The 16,960-nt window shown below is 54.1% G+C and carries 13 protein-coding genes; 9 read left to right on the forward strand and 4 right to left on the reverse strand.

Annotated elements, in window-relative coordinates:
- The first annotated feature begins 94 nt into the window (after positions 1–94).
- From ACYVIY_RS08610 to ACYVIY_RS08630, 5 genes are all read left to right on the forward strand, one after another.
- On the forward strand, positions 95–1,027 hold the full coding sequence (locus tag ACYVIY_RS08610) for a dienelactone hydrolase family protein (RefSeq protein WP_460975898.1): 933 nt from the start codon (positions 95–97) through the stop codon (positions 1,025–1,027).
- A gap of 187 nt (positions 1,028–1,214) precedes the next feature.
- Positions 1,215–2,966, forward strand: a complete 1,752-nt coding sequence (locus tag ACYVIY_RS08615) for a GMC oxidoreductase (RefSeq protein WP_460975899.1) — start codon at positions 1,215–1,217, stop codon at positions 2,964–2,966.
- A gap of 17 nt (positions 2,967–2,983) precedes the next feature.
- Entirely contained in the window at positions 2,984–3,616 is a 633-nt protein-coding gene (locus tag ACYVIY_RS08620) for a gluconate 2-dehydrogenase subunit 3 family protein (RefSeq protein ID WP_460975900.1), read from the forward strand.
- Between the two features lie 120 nt (positions 3,617–3,736).
- The gene (gene bla, locus ACYVIY_RS08625; protein WP_460975901.1) at positions 3,737–4,621 is read left to right on the forward strand and encodes a class A beta-lactamase; all 885 of its coding nucleotides are present in this window, start codon (positions 3,737–3,739) and stop codon (positions 4,619–4,621) included.
- Positions 4,622–4,719: 98 nt separating this feature from the next.
- Positions 4,720–6,039 (forward strand): aminotransferase class V-fold PLP-dependent enzyme, encoded by a 1,320-nt coding sequence (locus tag ACYVIY_RS08630; protein ID WP_460975902.1) that lies wholly within the window; start codon positions 4,720–4,722, stop codon positions 6,037–6,039.
- Positions 6,040–6,180: 141 nt separating this feature from the next.
- Here ACYVIY_RS08630 and ACYVIY_RS08635 read toward each other — a convergent pair whose 3' ends face one another.
- From ACYVIY_RS08635 to ACYVIY_RS08645, 3 genes are all read right to left on the reverse strand, one after another.
- On the reverse strand, positions 6,181–7,269 hold the full coding sequence (locus tag ACYVIY_RS08635) for a hypothetical protein (protein ID WP_460975903.1): 1,089 nt from the start codon (positions 7,267–7,269) through the stop codon (positions 6,181–6,183).
- Positions 7,269–7,910, reverse strand: coding sequence for an ABC transporter ATP-binding protein (locus ACYVIY_RS08640; protein ID WP_460975904.1), 642 nt, complete (start codon positions 7,908–7,910; stop codon positions 7,269–7,271). Before ACYVIY_RS08640 ends, ACYVIY_RS08635 begins: the two co-directional genes overlap by 1 nt.
- Before the next feature lie 130 nt (positions 7,911–8,040).
- The gene (locus tag ACYVIY_RS08645; RefSeq protein WP_460975905.1) at positions 8,041–10,176 is read right to left on the reverse strand and encodes a TonB-dependent receptor; all 2,136 of its coding nucleotides are present in this window, start codon (positions 10,174–10,176) and stop codon (positions 8,041–8,043) included.
- Positions 10,177–10,453: 277 nt separating this feature from the next.
- Between ACYVIY_RS08645 and ACYVIY_RS08650 the strand changes: the two genes are divergently transcribed.
- The 3 genes from ACYVIY_RS08650 (at position 10,454) to ACYVIY_RS08660 (ending at position 13,512) form a co-directional block, all read left to right on the forward strand.
- Positions 10,454–11,887: a DEAD/DEAH box helicase gene (locus ACYVIY_RS08650; protein ID WP_460975927.1), complete on the forward strand. Its 1,434-nt coding sequence runs from the start codon at positions 10,454–10,456 to the stop codon at positions 11,885–11,887.
- Between the two features lie 227 nt (positions 11,888–12,114).
- Positions 12,115–13,218: a Gfo/Idh/MocA family protein gene (locus ACYVIY_RS08655; RefSeq protein ID WP_460975906.1), complete on the forward strand. Its 1,104-nt coding sequence runs from the start codon at positions 12,115–12,117 to the stop codon at positions 13,216–13,218.
- A gap of 69 nt (positions 13,219–13,287) precedes the next feature.
- Positions 13,288–13,512: a hypothetical protein gene (locus tag ACYVIY_RS08660; protein WP_460975907.1), complete on the forward strand. Its 225-nt coding sequence runs from the start codon at positions 13,288–13,290 to the stop codon at positions 13,510–13,512.
- Positions 13,513–13,714: 202 nt separating this feature from the next.
- On the opposite strand, the gene ACYVIY_RS08665 is transcribed toward ACYVIY_RS08660, so the two are convergent.
- The gene (locus tag ACYVIY_RS08665; protein ID WP_460975908.1) at positions 13,715–14,227 is read right to left on the reverse strand and encodes an O-acetyl-ADP-ribose deacetylase; all 513 of its coding nucleotides are present in this window, start codon (positions 14,225–14,227) and stop codon (positions 13,715–13,717) included.
- Between the two features lie 191 nt (positions 14,228–14,418).
- On the opposite strand from ACYVIY_RS08665, the gene ACYVIY_RS08670 reads away from it, so the two are divergent.
- On the forward strand, positions 14,419–16,704 hold the full coding sequence (locus ACYVIY_RS08670) for a GH92 family glycosyl hydrolase (protein ID WP_460975909.1): 2,286 nt from the start codon (positions 14,419–14,421) through the stop codon (positions 16,702–16,704).
- Positions 16,705–16,960: the final 256 nt, after the last annotated feature.

The following is a 16,960-nucleotide window of genomic DNA, read 5'->3' on the forward strand; positions in this document are numbered from 1 at the left end:
TTTGCAGGAGCAACGTATTTACGTTGCTCTTGCCATATAGTGCCTGCCATCCCCTGGCTCAGCGTGTCGGAAAAACATGTAACCCGCTAAAAAAATGAATAGGCCGGAAGAGACGCGACAGGCAACGAAGCCGCAACAACGAGATCTACTCTATACGCTGCTCGGGAAACTTCCCGACCGTTCTCATCCTATAACCGCTGAGGTCATTGATCGATACGAAACAGAGGAGATGATTGTCGAGAAGCTGCGCCTGGATTTGAATGGTATCGAACCTGTACCTGCCTATTTCACCAGGCCCAAACAGGCACCGCAGAACGTGCCGGTGGTGCTGTTCAACCATTCTCATTTTGGGCAGTACGAAGTCGGCAAAGACGAGTTCATGCGGGGCCGTGCCGAAATGCAGTCACCGCCGTATGCGGTTGCTCTGGCACAGGCTGGGTATGCCGGACTATGCATCGATAGCTGGTGTTTTGGCGAGCGCCAGTATCGCAACGAAGTCGATACGTTCAAAGAGATGCTCTGGCATGGACAGGTGCTCTGGGGCATGATGGTATATGACCACCTCCGGGCTTTGGATTACCTGCAAACCCGCCCCGACGTCGATGCCGAACGTATCGCCACCCTGGGTATGTCGATGGGCAGCACCATGGCGTGGTGGCTGGCCGCCCTCGACGAACGCATCAGAGTTTGTATCGATCTATGCTGTTTGACGGACTATCAGTCACTGATCGAAGAAAACGGTCTGGCACAGCACGGCATTTATTACTACGTACCCGATCTGCTGACGCATTTTACCACTGCCCAGATAAACGCCCTCATTGCCCCACGGGCGCACCTCAGCCTGGCTGGTCGCTTTGATCCGCTGACGCCCATGAACGGCCTGCAACGTATCGATCGGCAACTTCGGCGTGTTTACGAAGCGGAAGGAGCCGCCGACGCCTGGCAGTTGACGATCTACGACACGGGCCACGAAGAAACAGCCGCCATGCGCGAAGACAGTATGGCGTTTCTCAAAAAATGGTTGTGAACCAAAAAACGCCCGGTCGATTCGTACGTTGAACGGAACTGGGCCAGAATACCATCGTTACGTCAGGCCGAATTTCCGTACTGGCCTCAACTGACCGTAACAGTAAGCAAGCGTATTTTCCTGCTTTTAGGATAGTTCGTTCACATGAGTGACATTGTCTTTCCTATTCCCAACATAGTTTAACTACATGGACCTTTTTCAACTCAAGAAAGCGCCGACTGTCTATGATGCCGTAATTGTCGGGTCAGGAGCGGGGGGCGGTATGGCGGCTTATATGCTGACCAAAGCCGGTGCTAAAGTGCTGATGCTGGAAGCTGGCGGCTATTATGACCCGGCCGATCCTAAATACATCACGCAGCTGAAATGGCCTTACGAGTCGCCCCGTCGGGGAGCGGCCACAGCCTCACGTTCCGGGGGCGACTTCGACGCAGCCTGGGGCGGCTGGGATATTGAAGGTGAACCGTATTCGTCGAAGCCCGGTGGCGAGTTTCACTGGTTTCGCTCCCGGATGCTGGGCGGACGTACGAACCATTGGGGCCGTATTTCGCTGCGCTTTGGCCCCGACGATTTCCGGCGGAGATCGCTGACGGGAGTAGGTGACGACTGGCCGATTGGGTACGAGGACATGAAACCGTTTTACGACCGGACAGATAAGCTCATTGGCATCTTCGGAACGAATCTGCCCAACTTTCCCAACGAACCGGATGGTTTCTTTCTGCCGCCCCCAAAACCGCGTCTGCACGAACTGATGCTGCAAAAGGCCGCTACGGGTATTGGTGTGCCGGTGGTGCCGTCGCGTTTGTCGATTCTCACCAAACCGATCAATAACGAGCGTGGCCAATGTTTTTATTGCCACCAGTGTAACCGGGGTTGTCAGGCCTATGCCGATTTTTCGGCCTCATCGGTGCTGGTGATTCCGGCCATGAAAACCGGCAACCTGACGCTGCAAAACAATGCGATGGTGCGCGAGGTCTTGACCGATGCGAAAACGGGTTTAGCTACGGGCGTTTCGTACGTAGATACCATTACGTTACAGGAAGTGACGGTACAGGCCAAAACCGTAGTCTTGGGCGCCAGCGCCTGCGAGTCGGCCCGGCTGCTACTCAATTCCAAATCGGCGCGTTTTCCGAACGGACTGGCCAACTCAAGTGGTGTAATCGGCAAATACCTCAACGATTCGACTGGCTCATCCCGCTCCGGATTTATACCGGCCCTGATGGATCGGAAGCGCTACAACGAAGATGGGGTAGGCGGGATGCACGTCTTTACACCCTGGTGGCTGGACAACAAGAAACTGGACTTCCCGCGTGGCTATCACATCGAATACGGGGGCGGTATGGGCATGCCGGGCTACGGGTTCGGGGGCGGTATCGAAGGCCTCAACGGTAAAGTGACGGGCCGTGATGGAAAAATGAAACCAGCCGGTGGCTACGGGGCCGGATTGAAAGACGACGTTCGTAGGTTCTACGGGGCCTACGTAAGCATGGCGGGTCGGGGAGAGCCAGTGCCTTTGGAAACGAATTACTGCGAGATAGACCCAAATACCGTCGATAAATACGGTATTCCCACCTTACGCTTCCATTACAAGTGGTCAGATTTCGAGATCAAGCAGGCTAAGCACATGCAGGATACCTTCGAGGAGATCATTCATGCCATGGGCGGTATGCCGATGGGAAGCAAGCCAGGGGCTGATCAAAATTACGGGCTGGCGGCTCCTGGTCGGATCATCCACGAAGTGGGTACGGTACGTATGGGCAACGACCCGGCGAAATCGGCCCTGAACAAGTTCCAGCAGGCGCACGACGTCAAAAATCTGTTTGTCGTGGATGCCGCGCCTTTTGTATCGCAGGGCGATAAGAACGTAACCTGGACGATATTGGCGTCGTCCATGCGCACATCCGAATACTTGATTGATGAGGTTAAAAAGAAAAATATCTAAGCCCAAACCGATACGCCATGAAACGTAGAGATACCCTTAAAACGTTATCGTTAACCTCACTCGGCTTAGCAGTCGGACCGGTCGAGGCTGCCGTTCCTGAACCACCCGTCGTCAAAAAACCAATTGGCAAGATTGCCCCCGGCCGGGCGAGGGGAGAAGCCGAACGGGATGCAAAGTTACATGCCGAAACGTTTTTCACCCCGGCCGAACTACAGACCGTTACGGTGCTGAGCGACATCATCATTCCGGCGGATGCGAAATCGGGCAGTGCGTCACAGGCGGGTGTACCGGCGTTCATCGAGTTTATGATGAAAGACCAGCCGCGCAACCAGACGCCCATGCGCGGAGGCCTCCGTTGGTTAAATAATACGTGCGTAAAACGCTACGGCAAGCCGTTTGTGCAATGTACAAAAGCGCAGCAGATCGACATGGTCGAGCAGATTGCTTATCCGGGTAAAGTCGCTCCAGGCATGACCCAGGGCGTAGCGTTTTTCACGATGATGCGCAACTTCGTGCTGGGCGGATTTTATACCAGCAAAATGGGCATTGAAGACCTGGGGTATATGGGCAATACGCCAAACCAGTGGGACGGTGTTCCGACCGACGTATTAGCGCAGTACAGTTTACGCTACGACGAGACAAAAGGGTAACCGGGTCGTTCGGGATTTCCGCTTTATTGCGTTCTTTGGGATCAGTTACTGCACACTACGTATCTGATCCCAAAGAACGCTTTTTTGTTTATGCTCTTCTCCCGCTTCCTACTTTTGCTAATGCTGGTACTTTCGGTCCGTTTACAGGCTCAGCCCGGCACCAACGCATCAGCGTCTCGTCAGTCTATAAATCAGCTTCGTACTCAGTTGGAAACAATTGCCCGTTCGGCGCAGGGGCGCGTGGGGGTGGCCGCTACGTTACTTGAAACGGGTGCCTCCATCGACTTACGCGGCAATGAACAGTTCCCGATGCAGAGCGTCTATAAATTGCCGATTGGTATGGCGGTTCTACATCAGGTAGACCAGGGAAAACTTTCACTAACCCAAACGATGCACGTAGCGCAACGTGAATTTGTATCCGAACGCCAACACAGCCCCATACGGGATAAATATCCGGCAGGGGTTGACCTGAGCGTGAGTGGGCTACTCCAATATGCCGTGTCGGAAAGCGACGGGTCGGCCAGTGACGTATTGCTGCGAACAGTGGGCGGAGCTCCCGCCGTTATGAGCTACCTGCGCAGCCTGGGCGTAACGGGCGTACGGGTGCTTAACACCGAAGAAGAAATTGGCAGTGACAATGCCGTTCAATACCGAAACTGGGCAACGCCTACGCAAGCTGTTACGTTGTTACGTGCCCTTCAGGAAGGTCGTGGCCTGACAAAAGCAAGCCGGGCTCTCCTGCTTCGGTTGATGACGGAGACTCCAACGGGTATGCATCGAATCAAAGGCCTGCTCCCGGCCGGAACGGTGGTTGCTCACAAAACCGGTTCGTCCCGGACAGTCGACGGTATAACCGCTGCGACCAATAACGTTGGCCTCATTACGTTGCCCAATCGGCAGACTATTGCCATTGCGGTATTCGTCTCGGACGCTAAAGCGGATGATAAAACCCGCGAGGACGTAATCGCCCGAATCGCCAAAGCCATTTGGGACTACTGGCAGTAACGGATCACATTGGCGCTGAAAAAAGACGTATCGTTTGGTTTACAACGGAATACCGGTAGTTTTACTCTGACCATTTCCCGATCAACCTGAACTTAACTATGTCAACCCGCAGAACCTTTGTTCGGCAAGCCGGAGCCGCCGTTGCCGGTGCTCTCTCCCTACCTGGTTTTTTACCCGACACCTACGCTGCTTCGCCGATACCGACGGCGGATGCAGCAATAAAATCACCGGCCCAATGGGCGCAGGACGAAGATTTCTGGGCGTGGGTGAAGTCCGAGTTTACCGTATCGCCGAACCTGCTGAATCTGAACAACGGCGGAGTGAGTCCGCAGCCCAAGCTGGTTCAGGATGCGCATATTCGATTCTATCAGTACGCCAACGAAGCACCTACGTATTACATGTGGCGCATTCTGGATCAGGGGCGGGAGGCCTTACGGGCGAAACTGGCGGATCTGGCTGGCTGCTCTCCCGACGAAATTGCCATCAACCGAAACGCGACCGAAGGATTGAATACCATCATTTTCGGACTCGATCTGAAAGCTGGTGACGAAGTTGTGCTCACGAAGCAGGATTATCCCAACATGCTCAACGCCTGGAAACAGCGCGAAAAGCGCGATGGGGTAAAGCTCGTTTATCTAAATCTGAATCTGCCGAGTGAAGACGAAAATGCGCTGGTTCAGCAGTTTGTTCAGGCTTTTACGCCCAAAACCAAAGTGGTGTACATCACCCATGTCATCAACTGGGTTGGTCAGGTCTTACCCGTGCGAAGAATCGCCGACGAAGCCCATAAGCGAGGCATCGAGGTCGTGGTTGATGGAGCGCACTCGTTTGCGCACATGGAGTACAAAATTCCTGATCTGGGCTGCGATTATTACGCCACCAGCCTGCACAAATGGCTGTGTGCACCGTTCGGCAGTGGCATGATGTACATCCGCCAGAACAAGATTCGTAACGTATGGGCACTCCTCTCGAGCAACGAGCCCGATGGGCCTGACATCCGCAAGTTTGAGACATTGGGAACGCGCTCGTTCGCGTCAGAAATGGCCATTGGAACGGCGGTTGACTTTCACTTGAGCATTGGCGGGGCTCGCAAGTTCGCACGTCTACACTACCTCAAAAACTACTGGGCTGAACGCGTACAAAATCTGCCCGGCGTTCGGGTGCATACCTCCCTTAAACCTGAGTTTGCCGGTGCGGTTGCTTTATTTTCCATCGAAGGAATGAAGCCGGGCGAAGTTGAAAGCCAGTTACTTAGTCAATACAAAATACATACGTCGCCGATTTCGTGGGAGAACATTCAGGGCGTTCGGGTGACTCCGCATCTGTATACAACCCCCAAAGATCTCGACCGTCTGGTGGCTGCCATCACGGCTATGGCTAATAAACAAGCCGTCGCCGGAACCCAGAAGAAGAGCTAGTTACGTAGTATAGCTGTACCCTTCCCAGCCTCCCCTACAAGGGGAGGAGCAGAGCCTGCCGGTTAAAACTCCTCCCCTTCTAGGGGAGGCTGGGAGGGGTATTAAACTGCAGGACTAAGCGAAGGCGCTGCTTAAAAACTACTAACTCGAACGGTCAGCCTTCGTTACCAAATAAGCAGACCGATAGGCCTGAACGCTGAGGGCTGATGTCCAGCCGAGTACGAACCAGCCGCCCACCGGCAAGCCAAACATGATGGTAATCAGGCCGAGAAAAAAGCTGAGAAAAATACCAGCCAGCCACCGCTCGGGCAGAACGTCGTAGCCGTAGGCCAGGCTGTGCAGAAGAAGTAACCAACCCCAACCGGTTAGCCAGAGCCAGCCGACGTAACTAAGGTGAATGTCAGTCGGGCAGTTTCGCAGCAAAATAAGCAGTTCCGGCAGCCAGAGCAATCCGTATATCAACACGTATCGGCTAAAACGCTGAAGCCACGAAAGCGGCAGGTTCGGTAAAAGCAGCAGATACCGGCGTTCAAACGCACTCAACTGGCCTCCAACCTGCGCGTGGCCCAGCACGGCAAACAACAGTCCGATCAGCAGTAAACGCTGGTCATAGTCGTCCGTGGGGTACAATCGGCAGACGCCCGCCAGCAGCAGACCGGAAAAGGCCTTCGTCAGCACGAACGACAAGGGTTCATGACGCAGCCAATAAGCTGGAAAAAACAGGCTATAAGGCAGCCGGATGTTTACCGTTGGTAACCGAAGGCGATCCGGACTGGGGTGGCGAAGTCGATAATCGGACAGCCACGCCCCCGCGACCAGCAGGACCAGTATAAACAGAATGATGGCGCTACCTGAGGCCCACTGTTGATAGACAACAGCCAGTTGAACCATCCAGGCGGCATACGCCATAATCGGAAATAGCAGAGCAGTTTGAACCCCCAACCAAAGCAGCCAACGCGTTGGGGTCGGAACAAGCCAGAACGTTTGCAGAAACAGATGCTCGGGTTCGCTTAGCTCCTGCCGAATAAAACTGCTGGTTTTTAGAAAGTAGAGAAACCATAGAACAAAGACAACACCCAGGAAAAACGGTGACCCAAGCGCGGCCGTAATCAGGGCTTTGTGCTCGACGCTGCTCAGAAAACCAAACGCCAGCAGAATAACCACCAGAAAGGTACCGGCATTGCGGGTATAGAAGGACGTAACGAAAATCCGATTAAGAACAGCTGCCATCAGTCGTACGAAACCGGGTTAATGACGCCGTTGCCGACTTGCCAGGTGGCGGTAATGGGTAAGCCCGTCAGGCTAACGTCCTGGTGAGACGTTAGCCAGAACATCACTTGCTGTTCGTCGTGAAGCTGCCGGATATAGTCGAACAAGCGGGCCGCTGTTGCTACGTCTAAGGTCGTCAGGGGCTCATCGAGGAGCACAAGCCGGGGTGTTCCGAGCATGGCCAGCAGGAGGGATAACTTCTTGAGCATACCGCTGGAAAACGTACCGGTCGGCTGGGTCCAGAACGCATGAACGCCCAGCGTTTCGGCCAGACTGTCAACCTGACCGGCTGGTGCCTGCTTCGCCCGGCCGACGAAGCTGACCAAGTCGCGGGGCGTCAGAAAGGGCGGGTAAAGCGGTTCGGCCTCGGCGTAGTTGACGCGCAGGCGGTACGCCACCGGGTCGCGGTTAATCTCGTATTGATTATCCAGCCTGATCTGCCCCGAAAAAGGGATCAGACCCGCTACGGTCCGAAAAAACGTGGTTTTCCCGGACCCGTTACCGCCCCGAAAATAATGGATGCCGGGGCGTAACGAAAGATCTGGTACCGTTAAGACCGTACGGCTGTCGTAAGCTTTGGTGAGGTTGGTGACGGTGAGCAAGGGACGTACTGAATGGCTGCCCAAAAATACCAATAGATTAGGCGCGTCAGCATCCGTCCGTCACCGAACTGAACCGTTACTCACCAACAGGAGCCAGCCCGTAGCTGAGTAACGGTTCGCGGAGGGGCTATTACCACTTAACACTCAGGCGGATGCCGACCAGGGCGTTACGTGTCGGGGCGGCATTGTAATACCGGTTGCCAACGGCGTTCAGATCGTACCCCAGTACGTAGGTCTGGTTTAACAGATTGTCGCCACTAGCGTATACGTCGAGGGTCCAGTGCTGACCCAGGCTGCGCTGGAAACCGAGCGTAGCCTGTAGCAGACGGGTAGGGTCAGACTGGACCGTATTGGCGTCGTTCAACGGAAACTGATCCAAGAACTGGAAGGTCAGGTGCGCATACAAGCCCGGTCGGGTTTCAGCGTCAAGGCCCGTTACCCAGGTTGTTGGCGCAACGCCCGGCACCCGGTTATTAGACAGATCGGTGGTGCCCTGCTGGTAACTGCGGAACCGGTAGTTTGTCAAGGTGAGACTGTTCCAGAAACGGAGCAGCGAGAAAAACTGAGAGGGCGCCGAGGATAAAGGCGTAATGAAGTCGTACGAAAGCTGAGCTTCGATACCGCGTTGATCGGTCCGTCCGGCGTTGACGAAGAACTCGGCCCCTGCTGCATCCGACCGCCGGACGATGGTTTCGCGCAGTTGAAGTTGATAGGCCGTTACGTCGAAGCGCAGCTTACTGGCAAACGCCGACCCCCGCAAACCGGCCTCGTAACTAATGCCCCGTTCGGGGTTGAGGGTGGTGTTGAAACCGCCCGCCGATGGACGTACCTCTTGGGTGGAAGGGGGCGAGTAGCCCGTACTGATGCTGACGAATGCCGCTACGGTTCCGACTCCTGCGCGACCGAAGGTACGTAACAGCGCTACGCGGGGGAGCCAGACCGGCGTGAAATTACGGGTCAGGAGTGTAGCGGGTAAGGCACCCACTGCCCGGGTTGGGAATCGGGTGAAGCCATAACTAACCTCATTGCGGCTCAGTCCCGCCGTCAACCGGAAATGGTTGGGTAGCTGCGTTTCGGCCTGCGCAAAAAGCGTTGACTGATTTGCGATCAGTTCTTCGTCGGTTTGAATGGTATCGGGCGTTCCGCCCCGGTTGCCAAAATTCCGGTCTACCGTGAAGGTACGTAACAGTTCTGCGCCCACTGTGAACGTAGTGGGAAGTGGTCCGTTGGGCAGCCGAATCTGGGTAATGGTTCGGCCACCGATACCCTGGTCAGTCCGCCTTTCGTAGTTTGTAATAAACGGGTTCGCAAAATCGGTGTTCGACCCGTAGATAACCGTTGTATTCTGAATCCGATCGTTCCAGCGGTACTCATGCGAAATGCCGAGGTACCCCAATTTCTGGTAGATACCCGCCTGCTGCTGAGCGCTGCCCGGTAAGGTCGCCGTGGCTGGTCGTGAAGCCCGTGGGTTGGCCTGGTACTGCGCGGCATTGAGGCCACCCGGTGTCTGGTAATGCAAATCGGAATACAGTCCCAGCACCGATACCGTCCGCTTAGGACTGACGTTAAAAGATCCAACCAGGCTTATGTTGTCGCGAACGAGTCCGCTCTGGTCGCGGTAGCCGTTGCTTTGTAAATGATTGTAGTTGAGTGAGATGGCCGAGTTGTTCTTGCCTGTCTGCACCGCAACGCCATTTCCGTACAGACCATAACTGCCGCCCAGCGCGGACAACTCTACGTTAGTCTGCCCGGCTGGTACATTCAGTCCACTGAACAAAATCGTTCCGCCCGTTCCAGCCCCGTATAAACTGCCCGACGGACCTTTGATGACTTCGATACGTCCCAGCGCCCGAACGTCGAGTGCATTCAGGGGCGTGTTGCCGCCCGCGTCGGTTAGAGGCAGTTCGTTCCAGTACGTCTTGATGTTCCGTACGCCAAAGGGCGACCGGATGGCGCTGCCCCGGATAGCAAGCCGGTAGCTACCCGGCGACCGCTCGTCGGCCCGAACGCCGGGCAGAGTGTTGAGCGACGGTACGAGCGTGGGCGTACCGAACCGTTGATTTAAGTCACGCCGGGTGAGTAACCCAATGGAGGCCGGGGTTTCCAGCAGCCGACGGTTGGTGGCATAACCCCGCACCACCACTTCATTGAGCTGAAGGGTATCGTCCAGCGAAGACGGTGTTGATGTGCTGTCTCGGACCTGGGCCAGTAGACTAAGTGGAATGAATCCTAAACTAAAAGCAGTGACAAGAAAAGATAGACGCATACGAAAAGGGAGCAAGCCGTAAAGGTACAACCCCGTTTGGTTCAGACAGTTTAGGAAGTCGCTGATTGGTGCGATATAACCGATATTTCGGCCTCCCAACCGGCCCGGATGAACGAAGGAATAGGATATTTCGTTACCTCTTATATATTTGCTTTTAAATCAGGCGGTTTGCTGACCGGGATGTTAAGGTCAGCGTTTTCTTTACTTACATTAAGCTGTAACCTTGACATTTCAGGAATTTAATCTCCACGACGACCTGTTGGCCGGTGTGGACGCCATGAACTACTTGAAGGCTACTCCGATTCAGGAGATGGCCATTCCCAAAATCCTCGAAGGGCGCGACCTTATCGCGAGCGCTCAGACCGGCACCGGCAAAACGGCCGCTTACCTCATTCCACTTCTCGATAAAATCTCGCACGGGGATCACGACCACACCAGTACGTTGATTCTGGTGCCTACGCGGGAGTTGGCCAAACAGATCGATGAGCAGGTAGAAGGATTTGGCTACTTTGTGCAGGCCACCAGCATTGCCATCTACGGCGGTGGCAAGGGCGACGAGTGGGATAAACAACGACGGGCACTCGAAGATGGGGCCGATATCATTATCGCTACCCCCGGTCGGTTGATTGCTCACATGCAGTTGGGATATGTCAATTTTGACAAGATCGACTACCTGGTGCTCGACGAGGCCGATAAGATGCTCGATATGGGCTTTTCGGATGATATTTTAAATATCGTCGCCAAGATACCCGCCAAGCGGCAGACGCTGCTGTTTTCGGCAACCATGCCCAATAAGATCCGGGAGTTTTCAAAACGAATCCTGACGGAACCTGAGGAAATCCGGCTGGCCGTTTCCAAACCAGCGGCCGGCATCGACCAGCAGTTGTACCTGGCCTACGACAATCAGAAACTGCCTTTGCTGGCTCATCTGATCAAGAACAGCGTAACGCCGGTGCAGAGCATGGTGTTGTTCACGTCCCGCAAATCGGAAGTGAACGGCATTGTGCGGGCCTTAAGCAAACTAGGCTACGAAGCCCGTGGCATCAGCTCGGACCTGGATCAGGACGACCGCGAGGTAGTACTGCGCGATTTCAAGAACAAAGCTTTCCCGATTCTGGTGGCGACGGATGTGTTATCCAGAGGGATTGATATTGATAACCTCACTCACGTAGTGAACTACGATATTCCGCGCGATGCCGAGGATTACGTACACCGGATTGGTCGCACGGCCCGGGCCGCCACAACTGGTACGGCCATTACGTTCGTGAGTGATCAGGACCAGAACCGAGTGGTGAGCATTGAACGGCTCATCGAACGGGAGCTGGAAAAGCGGTCCATCACTGAAGAGCTGGGCATGGGAAAAGCTCCTGTTTTTGACCCGAAACGATTCAGCGGCTTACGCGGCAAAGGCCGACGTGACGGTGGCCGGCGGGATTCGGGCTCAGGCCGCACCCAGAACGCCAACGGGTCAGCGGGTGAACAACGACGTAAGTCCCGCCCGAACAACCGTCCCGAGCGTTCACCGGAGTCTCCGCGTTCCGTTCAATCAGCCGCTGCGCTCCCGACCGGTTCCGCTGACGTAGCGATTAACACCGACGCGCCCGCCACGGATAAACCCAAACGCCGGAAAAAACGTCGGCGTGGCCCGAAGGGGGAAGGCAGCCCGAACGGACAAAGCCAGCCGGTAACGCCTGTTCCGGTAACAGAATAGTACGTTCTGACCAGCGAAGGGATACATAATGAATCTAGCGACACGACCGGCGACAACGTCGGTCGTTTTTTATGTACCTAGCAGTGGTTTCTGAGCGGTTTATAACCGAACACCAGCCGTTATTTAGGCATGACGTTTCGAGCCGCCGTACTATGTGATGAACGGTAGGGCAGATTCAGCGTAACCGTGTTGTTTTGTGAGATAAGCCAGCTAAACCAACCTTATCCATGAACACAAATCTATCCCGTCGTACTTCGCTGAAAACGCTCTCAGTAGCGGTAGGCGGTTTATTAACGCAGCCCGATCTGATATTGGACCAGCCAGCGCCGAAAAAGCTGGGCATTGCCCTTGTTGGCCTGGGCAACTATGCCACCAACCAACTGGCTCCAGCTTTACTCGAAACCCAGCACTGTTATTTAGCCGGTATCGTGACGGGTTCGCCCGATAAAGCCAAAACCTGGGCGGAGAAATACGCCATTCCTGCCAAGAATATCTACAACTATCAGACGTTCGATCAGATCCGTAATAATCCCGACATCGACATCATATACGTCGTATTGCCGAATTTTATGCACGCCGAATACACCAACCGGGCGGCACAGGCGGGCAAGCACGTCATCTGCGAGAAACCCATGGCTATGAATGCGGCCGAAGCCCGGCAGATGATTACGGCCTGTGATAAGGCAGGGGTACAGCTTTCCGTTGGCTACCGGCTCTATTTCGAACCGCATCACCTGGAAATGCGTCGGCTAGCGATGGAAAAAACCTTCGGGGGTGTTAAAGTAATCGAGTCGGGTTTAGGCTTTACCGTACCGGGCCCTAACTCGTGGCGGCTCGACAAAAAAATTGGCGGGGGCGGAGCGATCATGGATTTAGGCGTCTACGCGATTCAGGGTGCCCGCCGAACGCTCAATGAAGACCCTATCCACGTGACAGCGCAGGCCTTTACGTTCGATAAGGTGCATTTCAAAGATATTCATGAAACGGTGTTCTGGCAGTTTGAATTTCCGAGCGGAGCGATTGCTCACTCCAGTACGACCTACTCGTCGTACGTAGACCGACTTTACGTCACCTGTGAACGCGGCTGGTTCAAGCTCGAACCGGCGTTCAATGCGACCGGCGCGCAGGGCATAACCAGTAAAGGCCCAATGGATGTTCCGTCTCCCCGGTACCAGCAAACGGCGCAGATGGATGCCTTTGTGCAGTCGATCCGGACGAAAACCCGGCCAGAAGCATCGGGCGAGGAGGGATGGAAAGATATGAAGCTGATCGGTGCAATTTTGCAGGCTGCCGACACGGGTCGCAAAATTACCCTCGACTGGCGGGTCTAGACGGGCGTTGCCAAATTGAACAGGCTAACAAGGTGTGGGTTGAGTTGGGCGAACATTACCTTTGTTACCATGTGGACTTGGATTCTCTATATTGCTGTTATTGCGTTCACGCTTGGAGTAGGGTACTATTATTACTACCTCATCAAACGACGGTGGCTGACTCGGTGGATGAACGTAGCCCTGCTGCTCGTACTCATCTTATGCTTTTACGTCATCAACCAGTCCACCCGGCGTATGTTCCCGAACATGCCCAAACTAATCTGGCGTAACCTCCCCGTACGGCCCGGCCGCTAACTCGTATTCGAAGGTGAGTTACAGGCTATTGTTTTGTCATCACGACGACAGGAGGGATCTTCTGGTGAGGCTAAAACGTTTTCCGGTGACAGAAGATCCCTCCTGTCGTCGTGATGACAAAATTTCGTTCCTTTATACTCATGAGGTTATTCATTATTCGTGACTCCCATTCTTTAGGAACGAATAACAGCGTCGGCTACTGTTACTGCTGGCTGCTTTGGATAGACTGGTATAACTGAAGATTCTCCCGATCGAAGCAAACAAAAATGACTTCCTGTACGGAAGTCGGCTGAGATAAGAACTGCTGCACCGTTGTCAAGGCGATTTCGGCCGCTTTGTCTTTCGAATACCCATATACGCCCGTACTGATGTTCGGAAAGGCAATGCTACGTAGCTTGTTTTCTGCCGCGATCTCCAGCGAACGCCGGTAGCAACTGGCCAGTAAGTCGGCCTCGTTCTGATGACCACCCCGCCATACCGGACCAACCGTATGAATGACGTACCTGGCGGGTAAACGGTAGCCTTTCGTCAGTTTCGCATCACCCGTCTGGCAGCCGTGTAAGGTGCGGCATTCGGCCAGCAATTCCGGACCAGCCGCCCGGTGAATCGCTCCATCAACCCCTCCGCCACCCAGCAGACTTGTGTTGGCTGCGTTGACAATGGCGTCTACCGCCTGTTGTGTAATATCGCCTAAAACAACCCGGATATTGGTCATAAGAAATCAATTCGGCAACGGTGTACGCATTAACCGATAAAACCGCGCTCGGGTTATCATTGGATATGTACTGAACGCAGGTACGTTTGCCGGACGTAGTACTAACGGCGGTTGTTTTCTTCGTAAACGATGAGGGCGTACCTTGCAGCGCCATTAGCCTAGTCCGGCCACCCGGACCCATTTCAGCCACCATGAAATTCAAGTTACTCGCTCTTTTCCTGCTGGTCGCTACGATCAGTCACGCTCAAACCCGAAAGCAGACAGACGTCGTTGACTTCGTTAATCCGCTTATTGGCACCGACTCCAAGCCGAGCTTGTCGAATGGCAATACGTATCCGGCCATTGCCTTGCCCTGGGGGATGAATTTCTGGATGCCGCAAACCGGTAAAATGGGCAGCGGCTGGGCCTATACCTATGCGGCCGACAAAATCCGGGGATTTAAGCAGACCCACCAGCCGTCGCCCTGGATGAACGATTACGGTCAGTTTTCGATCATGCCAATTACAGGAAAACTGCGGATCGATGAAGACGAACGGGCCAGCTGGTATTCGCACAAAGCCGAAGTAGCCAAACCGTATTACTACAGCGTTTACTTGGCTGACCACGACGTAACAACCGAAATCGCACCGACCGAGCGGGCGGCTAGCTTCCGCTTTACCTTTCCTAAAACCGACAGTGCCTACGTAGTGATCGATGCCTTCGACAAGGGCTCGTACGTTAAGATTTTACCCAACGAACGAAAGATCATCGGCTACACGACACGTAACAGCGGTGGCGTGCCCGCAAACTTTAAGAACTATTTCGTCATTTCGTTCGACAAGCCGTTCGCTACGGCGCAGGGATGGCGTGGCAAAACGCTGGTAAACGATTCGTTGGCCATTCAGGCAGACCACGCTGGCGCGGTCGTCGGTTTCAAAACGGCTAAAGGCGAACCGGTTCACGCCCGTGTTGCTTCGTCGTTCATTAGCTACGAACAAGCCGAACGGAACCTGAACGAGATCGGTAACGACAACTTCGACGCCGTTACACAGAAGGCAAAAGCCGCCTGGAATAAAGAGTTGAGCCGCATTCAGGTGGAGGGTGGTTCGCTGGCGCAAACGCAGAATTTTTATTCCTGTCTGTATCGGTCGCTGCTCTTTCCCCGGAAATTCTTTGAGCTGGATGCCAACAAGAAGGTAGTTCATTACAGCCCTTATAACGGGCAGGTATTGCCCGGCTATATGTTCACCGACACCGGTTTTTGGGATACGTTCCGGTCGTTGTTCCCCTTCCTGAATCTGATGTACCCGTCGCTGAATGCCCAGATGCAGGAGGGGTTAGCGAATGCGTATAAAGAAGGCGGCTGGTTACCCGAATGGGCCAGTCCGGGTCTACGGAACGTAATGGTCGGCTCTAACTCTGCTTCGGTCATTGCCGATGCGTATCTGAAAGGGGCGCGCGGGTATGACATCAATGCGTTATACGAGGCCGTGCTGAAAAACGCGGAGAACGAAGGCCCGATGGACGCCGTGGGTCGCCGGGGCGTGACGTATTACAATACGTTAGGCTATGTGCCCTATGATGTGCAGGTTAACGAGAATGCCGCCCGCACGTTGGAGTACGCCTATGACGACTTCACGATTTATCAGTTGGCCAAAGCCCTGAAACGCCCACAGGTGGAGATTGACCGGTTTGCCAAACGTTGCCAGAATTACCGCAATCTGTTCGATCCGAAAAGCGGGCTGATGCGTGGAAAAAATCAGGATGGTACCTTCCAGTCGCCGTTTAACCCGTTCAAGTGGGGCGACGCGTTTACCGAAGGCAATAGCTGGCATTACACCTGGTCGGTTTTTCACGATGTACAGGGGTTGATGACACTGATGGGCGGACCTCAGAAATTCGTGACCAAGCTGGATTCGGTGTTCACGATGCCGCCGGTCTATGACGAGAGTTATTACAAAAGCGTGATTCACGAAATTCGGGAGATGCAGATTGCCAACATGGGTCAGTACGCCCACGGCAACCAGCCGATTCAGCACATGATTTATCTGTATAATTACGCAGGGGAGCCCTGGAAAGCGCAGTACTGGTTACGCGAAGTGATGAACCGGTTGTATCTGCCCACGCCCGATGGTTACTGCGGAGACGAAGACAACGGCCAGACTTCGGCTTGGTATGTATTTACCGCGATGGGCTTTTATCCAGTTTGCCCCGGTACCGATCAGTACGTACTGGGCACACCTTTGTTCAAAAAGGTAACGGCAACGCTGGAAAACGGAAAGCAGTTGGTGATCAACGCAGCGAACAACAGCGATCAAAAACGGTACATCAACTCCCTGCGTCTCAATGGAAAAGCCTACAGTAAAAACTGGCTAAGCCATCGTGAGTTGCAACAGGGAGCCGTGCTTGAGTTTACCATGTCGGCAACGCCGAACAAGCAACGGGGTACCAAGCCCGAAGATTTCCCATACTCGTTCTCAACCGATAAAGCGAAGTAGATCGCGCCTTGAGTTGTAAGGTGCTTTTAAAATCACACGTCAGTCTACCAGTCATTTATGGCTACAAGGGATTCTTAAGTGTAGTATATGTACAATAAAATCATGTTTATATTGCACTTTTTTATGCCACTTAACATAACGTTAGATTATATAACACGTTGTAGCACCCTGAAATAGCTTGACACCAACTGTGTAAAGTTATGGCAGTGAGTCGATTGACCAACAACCGGAAAAATTACAAAACGGCTCTATTCCG

The organism is Spirosoma knui (assembly GCF_054780635.1).